Below are 19,504 nucleotides of genomic sequence, written 5' to 3'. Positions count from 1 at the left end.
CTCAGATGTTATTTGTCACAGTGGACTGCACTGGCGGGACAAAGCTGGCCTCAATAGGGGAACCACGGATAGCACCGAAATACGTTGCACCAAGTATGAATTTGGCATATACATACATATACACACGAAGGAGCATTTGACAATGGCCCAGCCTCACCAGCCAACAACCAAGGAAGTGCGCCTGTTCCGTAACAACCGGAGCCAGGCTGTCCGGATCCCGGTCGAGTTCGAACTCCCGGGCGAGCGGGTGCTGATCAGTCGCGAGGGAGACAAGCTCATCATCGAGCCGGTTCGCACAAGCAGTGGGCTGCTCGATCTTCTCGCCAAATGGGACCCTCTCGAGGAGGAATTCCCGGAGATCGAGGACAAACCAGTTGCGCCGGAGGACATTTTTTGACGCGCTACCTGCTCGATACAAACATTATCAGCGACCTCGTTCGTAACCCGGCTGGTCAGGCCAGACAACGGTTGCTGGCGGCCGGTGACGAGAATGTCTGCACCAGCATCATCGTTGCATCCGAACTGCGATACGGGTGCGCGAAAAAGGGTTCCTCCAAGCTTCAACAGCGGGTGGAAGACGTGCTGGCGCTCATTCCCGTGCTTCCGCTCGAAGCGCCGGCCGACGTGGAATATGGCGCTATCCGGACCAATCTCGAAAGAAGGGGGCAACCTATCGGTCACAACGATCTGTTGATTGCAGCGCATGCCAGCGTGCTTGGCACGACCCTTGTCACCGCCAATGTTGGTGAATTCAGCCGTATCGACACGTTGAAGGTAGAGAACTGGCTGGAGTGAAGCGCAATTCTACCAATACAGGCCGGCTTATCGGCTATGCCCGCGTGTCCACGGACGAGCAGGCGACCGAAGCGCAGGAAATGGAGCTGCATGCGGCCGGCTGCGAGACAATCATCCAGGAACATGGGTCCGGCGCATCGCGCGCTCGCCCTGCCCTGTCGAAGCTTCTGCGCGACATCAGCACTGGCGATACCCTTGTTGTCGTCCGGATCGATCGCCTGGCGCGCTCCGTCAGCCATCTTCTTGAGGTCATCGAGGGCCTGACTGAAAAAGACGTGCATTTCCGGTCGCTGCGCGATCCGATTGACACCACAACACCACAGGGCATGTTTTCGCTGCAGGTGCTCGGCGCCGTGGCGCAGCTGGAGCGTTCATTGATCTCCGAACGCACCAAGGCCGGGATAAAGGCTGCCAAGGCCAAGGGGCGCTTGCCAGGCAATCCCGGCATTCGCGAGCGCCGGCCGGAAGCGCTGGCTAAAATGAGGGCCGCGCAAAAGGCGGCCTACGGAATACGCATCCAGGCGACAGCAAACCAGTGGCTTCCGACCGTGAGGCGTCTGCGGCCCGATCACACCTGGGATGATATTGCTCGTATTCTGAAGCAACGCGGTCTCGACTGGACACCGGAGCGCCTTCGTCGCGCGGTCAAATGGATGGTGGCCGAGGGCATGGCTGATGCAGCCCTGCTCCGCAAGTCGCCACCTCGCCTGCCGGAAGACAGGCTGATGACGCTGGTTGCCGGCATCCATTCATCCAATCCCGGCCTGACCTTGCGCGAAATCGCCAGCCAGCTTGAGCGACTGCATGAGCGCACACCGCGCGGCGGGGCAAAATGGTCACCGTCTTCGGTGAAGAACCTGCTCGATCGCGCCAAACGATCCGGGCTTTTGCCAGGCAAGTCAGTGTAATCTGTGGCTAGATCAGGCTCGGGGTCCTACCTTTGTCAGGAAGAACCCTATAAGGCGTCGGCAAAAACTGTCGGTGCTTACCCGATAGCAGCCCGAAGTCTGGCAATCATCTTGCGGATGGTCTCGATCGCCGCCTCAGCGGCTGGAGTAGATCGCAGCAGCCTGCGCCTTGCTGGCAACTTCGAGCTTTCTGAGAATTTCCGCAACATGATAATCGACGGTCCGCTTCGAACCGCCAACAATGACCGCTATATCCGCGTTGGATTTTCCATGCGCTACCCATTGCAGGATTTCCATCTGCCGCGACGAAAGCCTGCCCAAATGCTGGAAGCCGGCAATGTCAGCTCCCGGAATTCCCAACACCGCCGCCCGGGTGACCGCGATCTGTCCAAGTATTTGGATAGCGTATCCATCGCTTTGGCTTCTGGGGGCGGCAATGAAGGACAGGGCGGTTATCGCACTCAGCGTATCTGCGCGCTGATCCAGCGACGCCGTCGCGCCACTCACAATCCCCGTGCTGGCGATGTACTGTCCGTAAGCTGCGTGCTCGACGGAGGAACTCCATTGCGCAGGAGTCCAAGCCATTGGCCCGGTGGGCCGTACAGCCAGTTCAAGCAGGGGATCATTATCTACCCATCCTTCGTCAGCGTAGCGCGCCAGATCCTCGCTGCTCCAGTTCGTGACAGTCGGCTGAGACATGAACTCGCGGCGATCTTTCTTTCGGAACGAGAGATTGTAGCTCTGGAACCCGAAGCGCTCGACACCCAGTTGCAAAGCCTGCTGCAGTTCCGCGGCCGAGTTCGCCGAACAGATTGACATGACGGGCTCGGCGAGACGCTCCACCACACTCTCCGTAAATTTTTAACTTTATTCAATTCTTCCCTATCACTATTTTACATCAACTTGCACAGATTGAAAACTGTTCAGATGACGAGGCGCGCGATCCGGCAGATCAAAATAATATCGGCTCACATTTACGCCCGGGTGCATCTGGGGCGCATGTCGTCGGAAATCTCTTTCTCGTCGACTTGTACGAGTCATGAGTTTTGCAGCGTCATCATGAAGCAATCAGGATATTCGCAACTCGCGCACTGTGGCTTGAACAGCATCGATCTCCCTGATGACGCAACGTGTCGGGATGGTCTGGCGCAACAGGTTTCAGCAGTGCTGGAATGCCGTGACCCGTCATCGGCCTATGAAATCGCCATCAGCCACGTTCTTGTGGATTGGGCTGGCCGCTGGACGACCTTGCTTCGGTTCGACGATCGCGGGGACGCCATTTGCGTGGTTTCAACCGATCGATCCATGATTGGCCAGACGTGGAACATCGAGGTCCCGGCAGCCACGCTGTTCGGGCCTGCATGTGGGCCGGAAATGATCGAACACGAGGCCGTTTCAAGCATATATGGAAGCCTGACGCCGGGACATGGCAATGCGGCGATCGCCTATCTGCCGATCGAGCACGGGAAACATCGCTTTCTGCTTCTGCTCGCGGACGCCACCGGCGGGAAGCCGATCCGCATCGAAACCGATCAATTGCCGGCGGTTACAACCCTGCTCGGCTGTGCGCGCATGACGGAAATGCTGCATGAGAGTGCTCGCAAGCAAGCAGAGTTGGAACAGCGTGTCGAGTACCTTCAGGCGCGTGAAGATGAGCTCCATTTCAAGGCAAACCACGACGATCTGACTGGTCTGCCCAATCGCAGCTTCACCAAGACGCTGGTTGAAAACCGGCTTTCTCAAAGAGGCCTTGAAGGAAGGCTGGCGCTGGCGTTCATCGATCTCGACGACTTCAAGCGCGTGAACGATACCTACGGCCATATTGTGGGTGATGAACTTCTGCGCAAAATCGCCGAACGGCTCCGCGCCGGCATACGGGACTCCGATATCTGCGGTCGTATCGGTGGCGATGAGTTCATTATTTGTGTCGATGATCCTCTCCGGTCGATTGATGCGGATGGTATATTCTCTCGCACTTCGAATCTGCTTCGACAGCCCTTCGATCTCGAAGGCCGGCAAGTTTCCTGCTCCGCTTCCATCGGCGTCGCACTCTTTCCCCGAAACGGCACGGATTTCGAAGCGCTTCTGCGGGCCGCCGACGGCGCCATGTATCGTGCAAAAAAGCACAGGAACGGCAGCGTGGTGATTGAGGAATAGTATTTTCACCGGCCATTTGTGATGACCGGTAGTCGGCGTCACACCAGTTTGAGACACTGCGCCAGTTTCCGCGCCGCGATCACGTCGGCTACCGACCGACTAGCTCGCGAAAAGGATTTCCGCGTAGTCGGTCGCGCCGTGAAGGACGTGGATCACAATGATCCGCTCTCCCTGGACGCGGTAGAAAATCAGAAAACTGCCATGAACCCTGCGGCGAATGCCGTGGCGTTCATAGCGAGGCACCAACGCGAAGCCCTCCGGCGTGTCTGCCAGCTCCAGGCAGCTGGTCCGAAGCTCCTGAATGAAGGTTAGGGCCCGCCGGGGATTGTCCCGCGCAATGTAGTCGGCGATCCGTTCCAGGTCGCCTTCCGCCTCATCCGTGAGTTCCACGATCATGCGGAGCGTTCTGCCTCTTGAGCCATAGCCTTGTACTTGGCCTCAAGTCGATCGAACACCTTCCCGGCCGGCGCGGTTCGGCCAGCTTCAGCATCGGCAACACCACGCATGATCGAAGCGTCCAGGGCAGCAAGACGTGTCTCTCGATCCTGAATCAGCCTGACGCCTTCTCGCAGAACTTCGCTCTTTGAGCCATAACGGCCCGTATCGACAAGCTGCTTGACGTAGCTTTCCAGTTGTTTGCCCAGATCGGCACTGATCATGACGTCACCTCGCTCCTGATTCCGTCTGAAAATGAGGCTTTTAATAACTGTTATCAAGCCCTAATTGCACGGATGATGAACATTTGAGCGTCACCCTTCGGGCTGGACTCTCGTGAACCGAGCTAGCTTGGGGAGATTTGATGGCTGTCGAAAAGCGTCGCGGTCGCGATCTGTCGTCAATGGATGGCTTGATCGGCGCGACCCAACCTCGTGTGCGATCATATAAAGCGTTGAAACATCCAGCGCCCGTCTATTAATTCACCCATTTCCATCCAATTCTGTCGGGGAACTTGGTCAGCTGACAGTGCCATCCTGCTCATAGCTTCCGCTTTCGCAGGCTGTTCAGAAGCGAATCCGACACCTCAAGTCGTGGCCCGGGTTCCGGCGTTTGGCGCTGCTTCCCTTCGTCCAGCCGTGCCCGCAGCAGAGCCATCACCATCGGCCAGGTCGAGAATTTCCCGTCGCGCGCCTTGTCGGTCAGGCTGCGCAGATACCCGCCGGCGCTGTTGATCTGGTCCGCCCGCTGATAGATCGCCGCCAGCGCAATTGCCGCCTGAACCTCGCCCATGACCTCGCGGGCCTCGGCCCAGGCGCTCGGACTGATGCCAAGCATCGTTCGGACCAGTTCCGCTACCGCCAGAAAATCTCGCCAGTGGCGGATTTCACCCGACTGAGCCGCATCCCGCATGTTCGGGCAAGCGTCCAGCACGATGCTCAATGGCAGATCCCGTTTCGGCAGGCTCCGTACGTTGTCGGTTTCCGCAGCGCGGCCGCTCGCTTCTTTTTTTTCTCGAAAGCCATCTTCAGATTCAGATATGGATTCTGGGTTTGAATTCTGTATGTGGCGTTCAGATTGAGACTCATTGGCGTTCAGATTCTGTGTTTTCGTGAAGGATTCCAATACGTCGCGGATTTCCGTATGCAGATCGTGAAGCTCGGCGCAGATGTCTTCGATGAGTTGCCTCGACGCCGTTCGGGGGAGCCTGGAGATGACGCCCTGATAGGTCTGAAGCACCCTGCCCCAGTTCCCCGGTACTCCTTCCTCGATCCCGGCATCGATCATCTTGACGATATCGCGCCGTAGCAGCGTCAGGCGTTCCCGGGCGACGCGGGAGGCCTTCTTCTCGGCTTGCACCGCTTCTGCCAGATCCCTGAACTCCGCTGCACGGGCGACGATCGGCGACAGGTCAAAGCCATAGGCCTGCTCGATCTCCCCTGCCCTGCTCCGGCGCGCGAAGCGCTTGCCGTTCGGGCTGTCTCTCCGGATGATCAATCCACATTCGACCAGAACGGATAGATGCCGCCGGAGCGTCGCCGGCGAAATTCCGTTGGCACGGTTGATAAGCTGCTCGTTGGATGGCCAGACGATAAGCTCACCCTCGGCCGAGAGTTCTGTTTCTCTATGAAACGAAAGCAAGGCATTGAGGATCGCCAGTGAGCGATCTGTCGCGCCAAGCAGTTCACGGGCTTTACGGATATCCTCGAACACCCACCATTTGTTGGCGGCAGCCTCTTTCGGCATCGCCTTTGCTCTTGCCTGGCTGGCAATCTGGCCAAGCGTCATCGTTCGCCGCCCAAAGGGCGTCGTTGAGATATGCGTCTGCATTGTCCTTCACCTATCGCTAGGCAAAAGAAATCTGCGCGCCGAACTGACATTCAGTCGCCGTTAGGCCTTGACTGCGATTCCGGGAAGTGCGATTCTCTGGCTACCACACGCAGAGAAGGGCTTCCGGATGACATTTCGGGGGCCTTTTTCTTTTGCTCTTTGTCTTGCGACCCTTTCCTACGTTATAGCATTCTAAATGCAGGCTTCACTGCCTTCGCCATCATCCCTGTCAGCTGACAAGGTCTTTCTAGTTGCCGTCACTTTTCATAGAATCGAATTGATCAACGAGGGACGGCAACTCGCGCACCAAAAACTCAACGAAATCGGCACTGCTTTCGGTTGGCAGAGCGATCCTAACTACCCCGTTTGTGACCGCAATTGTGCCGAGCTCCCTGCCGCTCGGTCCATATAGTTTTGTTAGAGTTTTTGTTTCCGGTAAGGGCTCCTTCAGAGAGGCAAGTATCGTTCGAAACCGCGCGTCAGACGCCAGCGCCATAACCTTGTCAGCTGACAAGGTTTCACGCAGCTTTCCCTCCGCCCCCTGCGCGGCGACCGCAGCTGCCAGTTCAAGCCAGCGTGGCCGCCCAACACCAGGAGCCCGGCCGATGGATCGAATGATATCCCTTGGGATTGCTCTGCATACGCTACGCATCTTCGCTAGTTCCGCATCGTCAATAGACAACGCAGCGCGAATATCCTTTGTTCTAATGCCCGCGTCGTCCATTGTTGCGACAAAAAGCGCTCGCTCGATCCAAGTGAGATCCTGACGCTGACCGTTCTCGATCCCCTGCGCAACGACCAGCTCCGAATCATCGAGTTCGACCACAACCGCCTTGAGCGTGACCCCCAGCTCTTTCGCCGCGCGCCAGCGTCGATGTCCATAGACAACCTGGTAGACCCCGTCCCTCTCAGGATGCCGACGAACTTGGATCGGAACCTTCTGACCGGCCTCCTCAAAGGAGCGCTTAAACTCATCGAATTGCTTCTCTGTGTCGTCCGCTAGGCGATCTGGGAACGGTGATGGCTCGATTACATTAGGTGAGAGTTCAACATTCCCTCCACCTTCAACGATGGCCTGTAAGCGATCTCTCTGTTCAATGAGGTCGCTTAGAGATCTCTGCGTCGCCCCAATGACACCAGCACCCACGCGGCCCGGAGATCTGGTCGGCCCAGACATCTGCTGTTTCGAGGTATCCGTATTCTGCCGATCGTCCTGATCTTTCGCATCCGCAAAAGATCCGAAATTAGCTAGGATCGACTTGCCGCCTCGTCTGCTCACGATCGCCCCCAACTCGCAGTAATAAGAGAAACAATCTGCTCGTTCACCGCGTCAATGGACTCCCGAGCACGTTTGACCGTGGCCGCTGCAATGTTCCCCGATTCAAGTTCATACAATGTGCGCTTTGCGAGCCCCGCCGTTTCGATTGCTGCGCTCTCTATAGCCGTAGGGACCAAGACGTCCTCGCCAAAGAGATGACGTAACATTGAAACGACATGCACCTGCGACTGGTCGTTCGGATCATGACGCGTCACAACGTAGTGCAAAAAGTCGTGATGCAAGATAGCGCCTGCATCTCGGATTACTGAGATGAGGTCACCCATCATCAGTAGGAACTGGTTCATTGACATTACGTCCAGCATGGCTGGGTGCACAGTAACTAGCAGGCCCGTCGCCGCGTAGATCGCACCAAGAGTCAAGAAGCCCAGAGACGGTGGGGTGTCGAGGATCACGATATCATATTCATCTTCGACTTCGGCAATCACACGCCGGAGACGCTCGAAGAAAATCTCTTGGGTTCCAGATCTCCGTTCCGCCAACAAGCGAGGAGTCTCATGCTCGTACTCCATCACCTCAATGTTGCCCGGGATGAGATCAATACCAGTAAAGTAGGTTGGGCGAATAATTTCCTTGATGGGCCTTCTATCTTCGTCATACCGAAGCGCGGCATAGATTGTCTCGTTCTGGTGAACGTCCATTTCCGGCTGAGACCCGAACATGGCCGACAATGACGCCTGCGGGTCAAGGTCCACTGCAAGCACCCGATATCCATGTAGTGCCAGATAGTGCGCAAGGTGTGCGCTAGTCGTTGTCTTCGCGCTCCCGCCTTTGAAGTTTGCAATTGCGAGTATTTGGAGGTGCTCGCCTTCACGGCGATGGGGCAGAAACCGCAGCGCCTCTGCGGGCCTTTGCTCGGCAAACAAGCGCCTTAGATCGTTGATCTGAGCAAGCGTGTAGGCGCGATGGTTATTCTCAAGCCGTGCGGGAGCCGGCCCTTTACCCTCGTTCGACATCAGCTTAAGTGTCGACTCAGGAATCGAAGTGAGCTTAGAGACCTCATGGGTCATAAAATAACGTAGAGACTTCTCCGCGTTTGGCGGATACATCTGCTCACGCCGAGCCTGCAAGTGATCCGATAGCAAAGCCGCATGCCGCACTATCTTGTCTGCGGGGTCCTCGAAAGTTTGAGCGCTGACCAGTGTAGTTTGCATTGTCGTCCCGATTCTTGCTTGGCGGCATGTAGGCGTTTTAGCGGCCTTCTCCCGACAAACTTAGGGCATAGTTTCCTCGCTTCGTCCAGCGCTTTAAGGTTAACGAGAAGTTAACGCGCGCTCGACCGGACGACGCGTTGATTAGCGTTGCCACCATTTTCTATTTTGTTTTCAACTACTTGCTTCCCACTTTCATCAGGTTCTAGATCCTGCCGGGACCCCGCATAAATGCCGGGGGCAACAGATCCTCTGTACAGGCTGATTTCTCACCTCTGCCAATCGTGCGGCAAGGAATCATCGCGACTCACTGTGGCAGTGACCCGGCATTTATGCCGGGCTGACGCATCTGCCGATCTGATGTTGATGTAGCCCCATCACAAGGGGCAGCGGTTCCACATGCGGCAGCATCAACTTACTCATTCCACGTCCGGGCATATGCCGACGGCTCTGCGTTACGAGAGCAAGCGTCTATGAACGCCTCGCGCTCCCACCTCCGTCTGGTGCGCAAGCTGCAGGATGCACTTGGCGAGACCATCTGTTCAGCGCTTGAAGACGCCTCGGTTGTTGAGATCATGCTCAACCCGGATGGGAGGCTGTTCGTCGAGCGGCTGGGGCAGGGGATCGACAGCATGGGCGCCCTGCAGCCAGGGGCCGCCGAAATCATCATCGGCAGCGTCGCGCATGCACTTCAGACGGAAGCCGATGAAGATCAGCCCATCATTTCCGGCGAGCTACCGATCGGCGGTCACCGCTTCGAGGGGCTGTTGCCGCCAGTCGTGGCAGGTCCAAGCTTCACCATACGCAAACGGGCGTCGCGGCTGATTCCACTCGAAGATTATATCCGTAGCGCCATCATGACGGGCGAACAGGCGGTACTCATCCGTAATGCCATCGATGCCCGCCTCAACATCGTCATTTCCGGCGGCACAGGCTCGGGCAAGACCACGCTCGCCAATGCCGTCATTGCCGAGATGGTACGGACAGCGCCGCAACACCGGCTGGTGATCCTGGAAGATACGGCTGAAATCCAGTGCGCAGCCGAGAACGCGGTTCAGCTTCATACCACCGATACGGTCGATATGGCCCGGCTGCTGAAGAGCACCATGCGGTTACGACCTGATCGTATCATCGTCGGCGAGGTCCGCGATGGTGCGGCGCTCACCATGCTCAAGGCATGGAATACCGGTCATCCGGGCGGCATCACCACCATCCACGCCAATAATGCATTATCGGCCCTGCGACGGCTGGAACAACTCACAGCCGAAGCCAGCCAGCAGCCGATGCACGACGTGATCGGCGAGGCCGTCGATCTCGTCGTCTCGATCGAGCGAACACCAACCGGACGGAGGGTGCGTGAAGTCATCCATGTCGAGGCCTGGCGCGACGGCAACTACCAGATCGAAACCTATCCGGAAGAGGGGCAAGTTGATGCTGCATAACAGGACCGTCGCCTTTCTGACGGCGAGCTTGACCGTTTTTCTCTTGTCCTTGTTCATCGAGCCAGCACTGGCTTCCGGCGGTGGCGGCCTGCCATGGGAAGGGCCACTGCAACAGATCCAGCAATCGATCACCGGGCCGGTGGCGGGCTTTATTGCCCTTGCTGCAGTTGCCGTCGCCGGCGGCATGCTAATCTTCGGCGGTGAGCTGAACGATTTTGCCAGACGGCTGATGTATGTCGTGCTGGTTGCTGGCATCTTGCTGGGGGCGACACAGATTGTTGGTCTGTTTGCCGCTTCCGGCGCATCGATCGGCACAGCCGAAGCTCTCCAATCTACCGGGGCAGGGGAGGGCGGTGATGGTTGAGTCAGTTGCTCTGCTCGCACGATCCCGCATTCATCGGGCGCTGTCGCGCCCGAACCATTTGATGGGCGCTGATCGTGAACTGGTTTTGCTGACGGGGCTGGCGACGGTCATCCTGATCTTTGTGGTCCTGACCTGGTTCTCTGCGCTGCTCGGCATCGCAATCTGGATTGGTGTCGTTGGCGCATTGCGAATGATGGCCAAGGCCGATCCGATGATGCGGCAGGTCTATCTGCGCCATATCCGATATCGACAGGCCTACCGGCCTACCTCATCGCCCTGGCGCAGATACTGAGACGCTGATGGTCGCCCTTCGTCAGTTCCGCAATACAAATCCATCCTTTTCCGATCTCGTCCCTTACGCCGGATTGGTCGATAATGGCGTGATCCTGCTCAAGGACGGGAGCTTGATGGCCGGCTGGTATTTCGCCGGTCCGGATTCGGAAAGCTCAACCAATCAAGAGCGTAACGAGGTTTCGCGCCAGATCAACGCGGTCCTGTCGCGGCTTGGTTCCGGCTGGATGATCCAGGTTGAGGCCGTGCGCGTGCCGGCCGTTTCCTACCCGTCACGCGAAGAGAGCTATTTCCCTGACGCAGTGACGGCAGCTATCGATAATGAGCGGCGCGCCCATTTTGAGGCGGAGCGCGGCCATTATGAGAGCCAGCATGCGCTGATCCTCACCTATCGCCCGCCTGAGCGGCGCAGGTCAGCCATGACTCGCTATGTCTATTCTGATGCCGAAAGCCGTTCCGAGACCTATGCCGATACTGTGCTCGACAGTTTTCGGACATCGATCCGCGAGGTCGAGCAATATCTCGCAAACGTTCTTTCAATCCGCCGCATGGTCACGCGGACCGTCATTGATCCCGGAACCGGACGCGAGGCGCGCTACGACGAACTCTTCCAGTTCATTCGCTTTTGCATCGTCGGCGAGAACCATCCAGTCCGCCTGCCGGAAATCCCGATGTATCTCGACTGGCTGGCGACGGCCGAGTTCCATCATGGGCTGTCACCGATGGTCGATGGCCATTATCTCGCAGTCGTTGCCATCGACGGCTTTCCGGCAGAAAGCTGGCCGGGTATTCTGAACCATCTTGATCTGATGCCGCTGACCTATCGCTGGTCGAGCCGCTTTGTCTTCCTCGATGAGCAGGAAGCGCGACAGAAGCTCGAACGCACCCGCAAGAAGTGGCAGCAGAAGGTTCGGCCCTTCTTCGACCAGCTGTTCCAGACGCAAAGCCGGTCGGTCGACCAGGATGCCATGCTGATGGTCGCCGAAGCTGAGGACGCCATCGCCGAGGCGTCGTCGCAACTGGTTGCCTATGGCTATTACACCCCCGTCATTGTCATGTTCGATCGTGATGATAATCGCCTGCGTGAACAGGCCGAGGCGGTGCGCCGGCTGATCCAGGCGGAAGGCTTTGGCGCCCGCATCGAGACGCTCAACGCCACCGAAGCGTATCTCGGTTCGCTGCCGGGCAACTGGTACGCCAACATCCGCGAACCGTTGATCAACACGCGCAATCTCGCCGACCTCATCCCGGTCAATTCGGTATGGTCGGGGAGCGCGACCGCACCTTGTCCGTTTTATCCCCCCGCCTCGTCACCGCTGATGCAGGTCGCCAGTGGCTCCACACCGTTTCGACTGAACCTTCACGTCGACGATGTCGGCCACACTTTGGTATTCGGCCCGACCGGATCCGGCAAATCGACTCTGTTGGCCTTGATCGCTGCACAATTCCGGCGCTACCGCGATGCGCAAATCTTTGCTTTCGACAAAGGGAACTCGCTTCTCCCGCTTACATTGGCGGCCGGCGGTGATCATTACGAAATCGGCGCAGGGGAGGGGGATGCCATGCTCGCCTTCTGCCCGCTGGCCGAACTCGGCACCGATGGTGACCGCGCCTGGGCCGTCGAATGGGTCGAAACGCTGGTGACCATGCAAGGGGTGACGATCACGCCCGATCACCGGAACGCGATCTCGCGCCAAATCAGGCTTATGGCCTCCGCGCCAGGACGCTCGCTGTCGGATTTCGTCAGCGGCGTGCAGCTACGAGAGATCAAGGATGCGCTCCACCATTACACGGTCGACGGACCGATGGGCCAGTTGCTCGACGCTGAACAGGATGGCCTGACGCTCGGCACCTTCCAGTGCTTCGAAGTCGAAGAGCTGATGAATATGGGCGAGCGCAATCTCGTACCTGTCCTGCTCTATCTCTTCCGTCGTATCGAAAAGCGCCTGACCGGGAACCCGAGCCTTATCATTCTCGACGAGGCCTGGCTGATGCTCGGCCATCCGACATTCAGGGACAAAATCCGCGAATGGCTCAAAGTGCTGCGCAAGGCCAATTGCGCGGTGCTGCTCGCCACGCAGTCGATTTCGGACGCCGAACGCTCCGGTATCATCGATGTGCTGAAGGAAAGCTGCCCAACCAAGATCTGCCTCCCGAATGGCGCGGCACGCGAACCCGGTACGCGCGAATTCTACGAGCGCATCGGTTTCAACGAACGTCAGATCGAGATCGTGGCAACGGCCACACCCAAGCGCGAATATTACGTCGCATCGCCTGAAGGAAGGCGTCTGTTCGACATGGCGCTCGGGCCGGTCGCGCTGTCCTTCGTTGGCGCGGCCGGCAAGGAAGATCTCAAACGCATCCAGCAGCTTGCAAACGACCATGGCGCGAACTGGCCAAAGGTCTGGCTTATGGAAAGGGGGATCGGCAATGCCGAAACCATTCTCGCATACCGTTAGGATCGCCGTTGCTGTGTTCGCTACCGCCAGCATGGTCCCGTCTGCGCCCGCATATGCCGGTGCTGTCACCGGGCAAGCGACCGAATGGACACAATTGCTCAACAATACCGAGCTGGTGGGGCTGGTCGGTCAATCCGCCGAGCAAATCCAGAACCAGGTGCAGCAGATCGCTCACCTGGCCGAACAGATCCAGAACCAAATCCGAATCTACGAGAACATGCTGCAAAACACGTTGCAGCTTCCCAGCCATATCTGGGGCCAGGTCGAAAACGATCTTGCCCGCCTTCAGGGTCTCGTCAATCAGGGGCAGGGGATCGCATTCTCGATGGGCAATATCGACGATGTGTTAAAGCAGCGGTTCCAGAGCTTTGCCGAGTTCAAGACTGGCCTTGCCAATGGCGAGAGCTTTTCCTCGAGCTATCAAGACTGGTCCGACACCAATCGCGACACCATCGCATCGACATTGCGTGCCGCCGGCTTCACTGCGGAACAATTCGGGAGCGAGGAAGCGACCATGGCGCAGTTACGCTCCATGTCGGAAAGCGCGGTTGGCCAGATGCAGGCCCTTCAGGCCGGGCATCAGATTGCCGCCCAGCAGGTAGCGCAGTCCCAGAAGTTGCGCGGGCTGGTGTCGCAGCAAATGACGATGATGGCCACCTGGTATCAGTCCGAGCAGGCGGCGAAGGACCTAGCCCAGACAAGGCGTGAGGAATTTTTCAGGTCAACTGCACCGTCAAGCTCGGGCGGTCAGATGATGGAGCCGCGCTGGTGAACAGGTTTTTCCTCATCATTGCAGCCGTCATCGTCGTGATCGGCATTGTCGTCCTGGTCTGGATTCGTCCTGACAATGCCCGCAGTCCAGCCTCAACTGCACCAGCGGCCGTACCGGTGCAACAATTCGACATGACCGGTGGCCAGGAAATGCGGCCGCGCTGGGACGCACGAGAGGAGCAGGGCAATGACGCCGCCAGCAATTAGGGCGGCGCTCGTCACCCTGCTTGGGCTATCGATCCTGATCGAGCCGGCCTTCGCGCAGGATGGCTCACTGCTGACCAATCTGGAAAATGAGGTGGCAAGTGCTGCCCAGGGCTGGGAGACAACCGTCCTGCAGGCGGCCCGCTCGCTGTTCTGGATCCTTGCCGGCATTGAGATCGGCATAGCCGCCGTCTGGCTGGCGCTGGCGGCGGCATCGCTCGATACATGGTTTGCCGAACTGGTGCGCCGCATCATGTTCATTGGCCTCTTCGTCTTCATTCTTGAACAGGGGCCGGCCTTTGCAAAAGCCATGGTCGATAGCCTGTTCCAGATCGGCGCCGGCGGTGGCTCGGCCTCGCCGGCCAATGTCTTCAATGCCGGCCTTCAGGTCTCAAGCGCCATGTCGAGCAAGGTCCAGTTCGGTCTGTTCGAGGACAATGCGCTCGCCATTGCCGCAGTCTTTGCCATGATCGTCGTGGTTATCTGCTTCAGCCTCGTCGCCGCGATCTTCATCTCGGTAATGGTGGAAATGTATGTCGGGCTGCTCGCTGGCATGATCATGCTCGGACTCGGAGGCTCGAGCTTCACCAAGGATTTTGCCGTCCGCTACCTGGTCTATGCCTTCAGTGTCGGGATGAAGCTGATGGCGCTGGTGATGATCGCCCGCATTGGATCACAGGTGCTGGTCAATCTGGCGAGCGGTCCGGCAGGTTCGGACGAATATCTTTCGACACTAGCCATTGCTGGCATTTCCGTCGTCGTTTTTATCATCTCGATCTACGTACCGAACATCATTCAAGGTGTCGTGCAGGGCGTATCGGTCACCGGCGGCATGGAGACGATCCGGCATGGCGGTCAGGCTGCAAGTTTCGCGGTCGGCGGCGCAGCACTTGCCGCCGGCGGCGCAAGGGCAGGGGCGGCAGCCTATTCCGATGCGCGCGCCGCGGGTTCCTCATTTGGCGCGGCAGCGCTCAAAGGCATGGCATCGGGCGCCGGTGCGGCAGGCGGCGCCCTGGCAGGCGCCGCGCGTGACAAGGCCATCGGTGTTCCGGGAACATGGGGCGCGTCCACGCTCGGTCTTGCCAATTCCAAGCTCGATCAGTCCCAGGGCCGATCGACGCGCAAACCCTCCAGCGACGATAAGGCGTGAGTGACAAAATATGGCTGGGCGCAATCCACCCGAAAATCCCTACCTTGCCGCACGCCAGGAATGGAACGAGCGCTATGGTTCTTATGTGATGGCGGCGCGTGCCTGGCGCATTGTCGGCGTCACCGGCATGCTGATGGCGGTGATCGGCTTCTCCTATGCGCTTTATCAAAGTACGCAGGTCAAACTCGTCCCCTATATCGTCGAGGTCGACCGGCTGGGAACGGCCGCCAGCGCCGGGTTCCCGCAGCAGATCGAATACGCCGATGCAAGGGTCGTGCGCGCCACACTCGGCTCCTTCGTGAGCAATTTCCGCTCGGTCACCCCTGATGCGGTTGTCCAGAAGCAATATATCGACCGCACCTATGCGCTGCTGCGCACATCAGACCCCGCCACCGAGAAGATCAATGCCTGGTTCCGGGGCAATTCGCCATTTGATCGCGCCGTCACCATGACTGTCGCCATCGAGGTGACCAACATCGTGCCCCTCTCAAACCAGAGCTACCAGGTCGACTGGACGGAATTCCAGCGCGACCGGCAGGGCAAGGAACTTGGCACGCGTCGTTACCGTGGCATCGCCACCGTGACACTGACCCCACCGCAGGACGAAGCTGTCATCCGTTTCAACCCGATCGGGCTTTATTTGAGAGATTTCGAGTGGACGGCGCAACTGTGAGTGCCGGCAGGAGAGTATCATGAACTTTTCGAGGACAAGGGGCGTCGTTTTCTGCGCGGCTCTCCTCCTGTCGGCAATGCCGACATCTGCTCAGGCGCAAGCGCTGAACGCGAACGAAGCGCGCGCAACGGGCCTTTCCGGGCAGTGGCAATCGGGGCAGGGGGTTGTAACCCGTGGCAATGACGGCAAGGTCATCTTCCTCTATGGCGAGGTCCAGCCTTCGGTCGTCTGCTCTCCGCTGCAGGTCTGCGATATCGAATTGCAAGCCGGCGAGATCGTCCGCGACGTTCTGCTTGGTGACACCGTGCGCTGGAAGGTCGAACCGGCAACTTCTGGCGCGCCCGGCGGCCAGGCGGTGCATCTGATCGTCAAACCATCAGAAGCCGGGCTGGTCACCTCCATGGTGGTGACCACCTCGCGGCGCACCTATCACATCCAGCTCAAATCGCATCAAAGCCAGTATATGGCCCGGGTCGGCTTTGAATACGCGGAAGACGTCAATGCCCGCTTTGCCGAGATCAGCGCACGCATGGAAGCCAGCATCGTTCCGGGCGCCGGCGTGCCTGCCGACCAGCTGAACTTTGGGTTTCGGACGAGCGGCTCGGCGCGCTGGCGGCCAACGCGGATCTATAGCGACGGCCAAAAGACCTATATCCAGTTTCCATCGTCGCTTTCCGGCCAGGATGCTCCGGTGTTATTCGTCGTGTCCGGTGGTGAAAACCGCATCGTCAACTATCGAATGAGCGGCTCTATGATGGTGGTCGACTATCATATCGATCACGCCATTCTCGTTTCCGGTGTCGGCCGCCAGCAGCAAAAGATAACCATCCGGCGGGGAGGGTAGGGGATGCACAGATTTTCCGTGCCCGGCCGCCTCATCGCTGCGATCATTTTAGCCGGGCTACTCTCCGCCTGTCAGACGCTGGGGCAAGCCGGGCTGATCCAAAGCACGGTGACGGCGCAATTGTCGCCGGAAGCCGCCAGCAGCATCGCCGGCGACATGGTGGGCAGGCTTGCCGAACAGGCAGGTCCCGGCGGCACGACGATCCGGTTCACACCCGATGGTTCCGTATTCGGCCAGGCGCTGCAGGCGTCGTTGCAAGACTGGGGTTATGCCGTCATCACTGACCAGAAGACCGACGACACCAATATCCTCGCCCTCGCCTATACGGTTGACGAGTTCGAGGGAGCCGTTCTGGTCAGGCTATCGACGCTGCGCTTCGATCTTACCCGAATGTACAAGCCCGGTGCCGAAGGAGCCACCCCGGTCAGCCCACTATCGATTCGGCAACATGGCTCGGCAGGCACAGCATGACACCGTCGTTGAAGCTTGGCGGTACTGACACCGCATCCGCCCCAAAGATCCGGCGGCTGAACCGGCTGCCGATTATCGGTGCAATCGCGCTGGTGGTGATTTTTCTTGCTGTCATCTTCTATGGGCTGACGTCGCGAGGACTGCGGTTTCGCGACGATGGCGGTGCTGGTGCCGCGGGATCGCAATCGGCATCGACCTATGCCGACCAGCTGACCCGTGGCGTTCCCGACGGCATCATCGGCGAGCCTGCCCAGCCGCAATTCCAGCCGTTTCCGCCCGCAACAGCGGAGACCCCAGCCAATCCCTTCCCGGCAGCAGAGAACCTACCTCAAACGGACCCCCAACCTGCCACGTCAAAGATCGAACCCGAAGAGGTCTGGCGCGCGCGGCTTGAGCGGGAACAGCACGAGCAATATCTGCGCGAACAGCACCGACAGCGCATGGCGCGGCTACAGGCGAATGACGCTGCCTACGATTCTCCGATTGCTGTCAGCATCAATGACCTCAATCGGGAACCGACAACGGAAGCAGCTGGAGGAGCTTCTGTGGCAGGCCAGCCCGGACGGCCCGCAAGCGCACTCGACCTTTATGCGGCCGCGATGCAAGGTGGCCTCACCAGTCCCAACGGCGACCCGAACGGGCAGGCCGGAAAGGAGCGATTCTTCAATCAGGACATCGCGGAACTCGGCTATCTGCCAAACCCGGTCGTGCCACAGATGTCGCCCTATGAGCTCAAGCGCGGCTCGGTCATTCCGGCAACGCTCATAACCGGCATCAATTCCGATCTTCCCGGTCGCATCACAGCCCAGGTCAGTCAGAACGTCTATGACAGCGCCACCGGCCGACATCTCCTCATCCCGCAGGGCACAAAGCTGTTCGGACGATATGATTCCAATGTCTCCTTTGGGCAGAACCGAGTGCTGGTCATCTGGACCGATATTATTTTCCCGAACGGGTCAACGCTGCAGCTCGGCGGTATGGCTGGAACCGATGCCGCTGGCTTTGGCGGGTTCAGGGATTGCGTCGACAACCACTATCTTCGTACCTTCGGATCCGCCGTTCTAGTTGCCTTGATCGGTGCCGGTACGGAAATGATGATCCCGCAGGATCGCAACGCGTTCGGAAACTCCAACAGCGCCGAGGATGCCGCCAGGCGCTCATTTGCCGAAACCTTCGGCCAGATGTCGCAGCAGACCCTGTCGCGGAACCTCAATGTCCAGCCGACGCTCGAAATCCGGCCCGGATACCGCTTCAACGTGCTTGTCGACCAGGACATCGTGTTTCCCGGCGCGGCGCGATGAGCCCTGTGCGCTTACATGAGCCTGGCGTTTCAATTCGACGAAGGTAGCCGACAGGGCTAAGCCAGCGTTGTCATTGTCTTTCATCCTGTTTCGTCAAAGCCATGACTTTTGTTATGTAACTGCCAGGAAGAGCGTCTTCAGCATAGGTGAATGTACCGGTTGCCTTGACCTCTTCTGCGGCACGCATCAGCGCTCCAAGTGCTGCACGGGCAAATGATCCACCGACGCTGGTGCGACGCACGCCTGCTTCAGACAATTCACCGACTGAAAAAGCAGACCCTTTCAGCCCCATAACGACGTTGACGGGCTTGTCTACAGAAGCACAGACCGTTCTGATTGCCTCCAGATCAGGCAATCCCGGAGCATAGAGCACATCAGCACCTGCTTCAGCAAAGGCTTGCAGCCTTTTAATCGTGTCATCCAGATCAGGCTTGTCCCATAGGAAATTCTCGGCTCTTGCTGTCAGCAGAAAAGGCAGATCTCTTGCAGCTTCAGCCGCTGCCTGAACACGTTCGACTGCCTGAGACAGTCCATATATCGGTGCAGTTGGATCACCTGTTGCATCCTCAATCGAGCCGCCAACAAGCCCGATCTTGGCAGCAAGACGGATGGTTTCTGCGCAGACTTCCGGTGCATCTCCAAAACCATTCCCAAGATCGGCCGATACGGGCAACGTGGTTGCCCCAACAATTTCAGCTGCGTTGTCGAGAATTTCATTGCGCTCCAGACTGGCAAAGGAATCCAGCTTGCCATTTGAGAAGGCATAGCCTGCACTTGTTGTTGCAAGCGCTTCAAACCCAAGGCTTGCCAATAGACGGGCCGAGCCTGCGTCCCAGGGATTGGGGATGACAATGGTCCGCTCATGCAGCGCTTTGAAGCGTTCATATTTGCTTTGCTGGCTTAACATTTTCATCCCTCATCT

General features: G+C 58.4%; 22 protein-coding genes. 15 read left to right on the top strand and 7 right to left on the bottom strand.

Going from position 1 to position 19,504, the window contains the following annotated elements; translation table 11 throughout:
* Positions 1-142 precede the first annotated feature (142 nt).
* Genes ACFPLB_RS16725 through ACFPLB_RS16715 form a run of 3 tightly spaced genes read left to right on the top strand, consistent with a single transcriptional unit; the run spans position 143 to position 1,703 of the window.
* On the top strand, positions 143-397 hold the full coding sequence (locus ACFPLB_RS16725; RefSeq protein ID WP_378231776.1) for an antitoxin: 255 nt from the start codon (positions 143-145) through the stop codon (positions 395-397).
* The gene (locus ACFPLB_RS16720) at positions 394-795 is read left to right on the top strand and encodes a type II toxin-antitoxin system VapC family toxin (RefSeq protein ID WP_378231773.1); all 402 of its coding nucleotides are present in this window, start codon (positions 394-396) and stop codon (positions 793-795) included. Before ACFPLB_RS16725 ends, ACFPLB_RS16720 begins: the two co-directional genes overlap by 4 nt.
* Complete coding sequence (locus ACFPLB_RS16715) at positions 792-1,703, top strand: recombinase family protein (protein WP_378231771.1); 912 nt, start codon at positions 792-794, stop codon at positions 1,701-1,703. The genes ACFPLB_RS16720 and ACFPLB_RS16715 overlap by 4 nt, the downstream gene beginning before the upstream one ends.
* 135 nt (positions 1,704-1,838) lie before the next feature.
* Here ACFPLB_RS16715 and ACFPLB_RS16710 read toward each other — a convergent pair whose 3' ends face one another.
* The gene (locus ACFPLB_RS16710; protein WP_378231769.1) at positions 1,839-2,546 is read right to left on the bottom strand and encodes a helix-turn-helix transcriptional regulator; all 708 of its coding nucleotides are present in this window, start codon (positions 2,544-2,546) and stop codon (positions 1,839-1,841) included.
* Positions 2,547-2,630: 84 nt separating this feature from the next.
* Here ACFPLB_RS16710 and ACFPLB_RS16705 point away from each other — a divergent pair, with 84 nt between their 5' ends.
* Positions 2,631-3,860, top strand: coding sequence for a diguanylate cyclase domain-containing protein (locus tag ACFPLB_RS16705; RefSeq protein ID WP_378231767.1), 1,230 nt, complete (start codon positions 2,631-2,633; stop codon positions 3,858-3,860).
* A gap of 99 nt (positions 3,861-3,959) precedes the next feature.
* Here the strand turns inward: ACFPLB_RS16705 and ACFPLB_RS16700 are convergent, their stop codons facing one another.
* The 5 genes from ACFPLB_RS16700 to repA all read right to left on the bottom strand — a co-directional run bounded on the left by ACFPLB_RS16700 (position 3,960) and on the right by repA (position 8,615).
* Positions 3,960-4,256, bottom strand: a complete 297-nt coding sequence (locus ACFPLB_RS16700) for a type II toxin-antitoxin system RelE/ParE family toxin (protein WP_378231766.1) — start codon at positions 4,254-4,256, stop codon at positions 3,960-3,962.
* Positions 4,253-4,519 carry a type II toxin-antitoxin system ParD family antitoxin gene (locus tag ACFPLB_RS16695; protein WP_091523833.1) on the bottom strand — a complete coding sequence of 89 codons (267 nt, stop codon included), beginning with the start codon at positions 4,517-4,519 and terminating at the stop codon, positions 4,253-4,255. The genes ACFPLB_RS16700 and ACFPLB_RS16695 overlap by 4 nt, the downstream gene beginning before the upstream one ends.
* Positions 4,520-4,835: 316 nt before the next feature.
* Positions 4,836-6,125 carry a plasmid replication protein RepC gene (gene repC / locus ACFPLB_RS16690; RefSeq protein ID WP_378231764.1) on the bottom strand — a complete coding sequence of 430 codons (1,290 nt, stop codon included), beginning with the start codon at positions 6,123-6,125 and terminating at the stop codon, positions 4,836-4,838.
* Positions 6,126-6,372: 247 nt separating this feature from the next.
* Entirely contained in the window at positions 6,373-7,404 is a 1,032-nt protein-coding gene (gene repB / locus ACFPLB_RS16685) for a plasmid partitioning protein RepB (RefSeq protein WP_378231761.1), read from the bottom strand.
* Complete coding sequence (gene repA / locus ACFPLB_RS16680; RefSeq protein ID WP_378231759.1) at positions 7,401-8,615, bottom strand: plasmid partitioning protein RepA; 1,215 nt, start codon at positions 8,613-8,615, stop codon at positions 7,401-7,403. Before repA ends, repB begins: the two co-directional genes overlap by 4 nt.
* Before the next feature lie 470 nt (positions 8,616-9,085).
* Between repA and trbB the strand changes: the two genes are divergently transcribed.
* The 11 genes from trbB to trbI are packed head-to-tail and all read left to right on the top strand — an operon-like array spanning position 9,086 to position 18,582.
* Positions 9,086-10,054, top strand: a complete 969-nt coding sequence (trbB, locus tag ACFPLB_RS16675; protein ID WP_378231756.1) for a P-type conjugative transfer ATPase TrbB — start codon at positions 9,086-9,088, stop codon at positions 10,052-10,054.
* On the top strand, positions 10,044-10,418 hold the full coding sequence (locus ACFPLB_RS16670) for a TrbC/VirB2 family protein (protein WP_378231754.1): 375 nt from the start codon (positions 10,044-10,046) through the stop codon (positions 10,416-10,418). The genes trbB and ACFPLB_RS16670 overlap by 11 nt, the downstream gene beginning before the upstream one ends.
* Positions 10,411-10,710, top strand: coding sequence for a conjugal transfer protein TrbD (locus tag ACFPLB_RS16665; protein WP_378231752.1), 300 nt, complete (start codon positions 10,411-10,413; stop codon positions 10,708-10,710). Before ACFPLB_RS16670 ends, ACFPLB_RS16665 begins: the two co-directional genes overlap by 8 nt.
* A 7-nt stretch (positions 10,711-10,717) precedes the next feature.
* Entirely contained in the window at positions 10,718-13,168 is a 2,451-nt protein-coding gene (locus ACFPLB_RS16660; RefSeq protein WP_378231749.1) for a conjugal transfer protein TrbE, read from the top strand.
* Complete coding sequence (gene trbJ / locus ACFPLB_RS16655; protein ID WP_133036546.1) at positions 13,140-13,940, top strand: P-type conjugative transfer protein TrbJ; 801 nt, start codon at positions 13,140-13,142, stop codon at positions 13,938-13,940. The genes ACFPLB_RS16660 and trbJ overlap by 29 nt, the downstream gene beginning before the upstream one ends.
* Complete coding sequence (locus ACFPLB_RS16650; protein ID WP_133036545.1) at positions 13,937-14,146, top strand: DUF2749 domain-containing protein; 210 nt, start codon at positions 13,937-13,939, stop codon at positions 14,144-14,146. The genes trbJ and ACFPLB_RS16650 overlap by 4 nt, the downstream gene beginning before the upstream one ends.
* The gene (gene trbL / locus ACFPLB_RS16645) at positions 14,127-15,293 is read left to right on the top strand and encodes a P-type conjugative transfer protein TrbL (protein ID WP_378231747.1); all 1,167 of its coding nucleotides are present in this window, start codon (positions 14,127-14,129) and stop codon (positions 15,291-15,293) included. Before ACFPLB_RS16650 ends, trbL begins: the two co-directional genes overlap by 20 nt.
* 10 nt (positions 15,294-15,303) lie before the next feature.
* Entirely contained in the window at positions 15,304-15,966 is a 663-nt protein-coding gene (locus ACFPLB_RS16640) for a conjugal transfer protein TrbF (RefSeq protein ID WP_035031581.1), read from the top strand.
* 19 nt (positions 15,967-15,985) lie between these two features.
* Positions 15,986-16,810 carry a P-type conjugative transfer protein TrbG gene (trbG, locus tag ACFPLB_RS16635; RefSeq protein ID WP_035031578.1) on the top strand — a complete coding sequence of 275 codons (825 nt, stop codon included), beginning with the start codon at positions 15,986-15,988 and terminating at the stop codon, positions 16,808-16,810.
* Between the two features lie 3 nt (positions 16,811-16,813).
* Positions 16,814-17,281 (top strand): conjugal transfer protein TrbH, encoded by a 468-nt coding sequence (gene trbH, locus ACFPLB_RS16630; protein WP_035031576.1) that lies wholly within the window; start codon positions 16,814-16,816, stop codon positions 17,279-17,281.
* Positions 17,278-18,582, top strand: coding sequence for an IncP-type conjugal transfer protein TrbI (gene trbI, locus ACFPLB_RS16625; protein ID WP_378231744.1), 1,305 nt, complete (start codon positions 17,278-17,280; stop codon positions 18,580-18,582). The genes trbH and trbI overlap by 4 nt, the downstream gene beginning before the upstream one ends.
* 70 nt (positions 18,583-18,652) lie before the next feature.
* Here trbI and ACFPLB_RS16620 read toward each other — a convergent pair whose 3' ends face one another.
* Positions 18,653-19,489, bottom strand: a complete 837-nt coding sequence (locus ACFPLB_RS16620; protein WP_378231742.1) for an isocitrate lyase/PEP mutase family protein — start codon at positions 19,487-19,489, stop codon at positions 18,653-18,655.
* Positions 19,490-19,504: the final 15 nt, after the last annotated feature.

It is taken from the genome of Aquamicrobium segne, assembly GCF_042656785.1.
In the GTDB taxonomy this organism is placed as follows: domain Bacteria; phylum Pseudomonadota; class Alphaproteobacteria; order Rhizobiales; family Rhizobiaceae; genus Mesorhizobium; species Mesorhizobium segne.
Note: the sequence above shows the minus strand (reverse complement) of the source record. Positions and strands in the feature narration are given on the sequence as shown.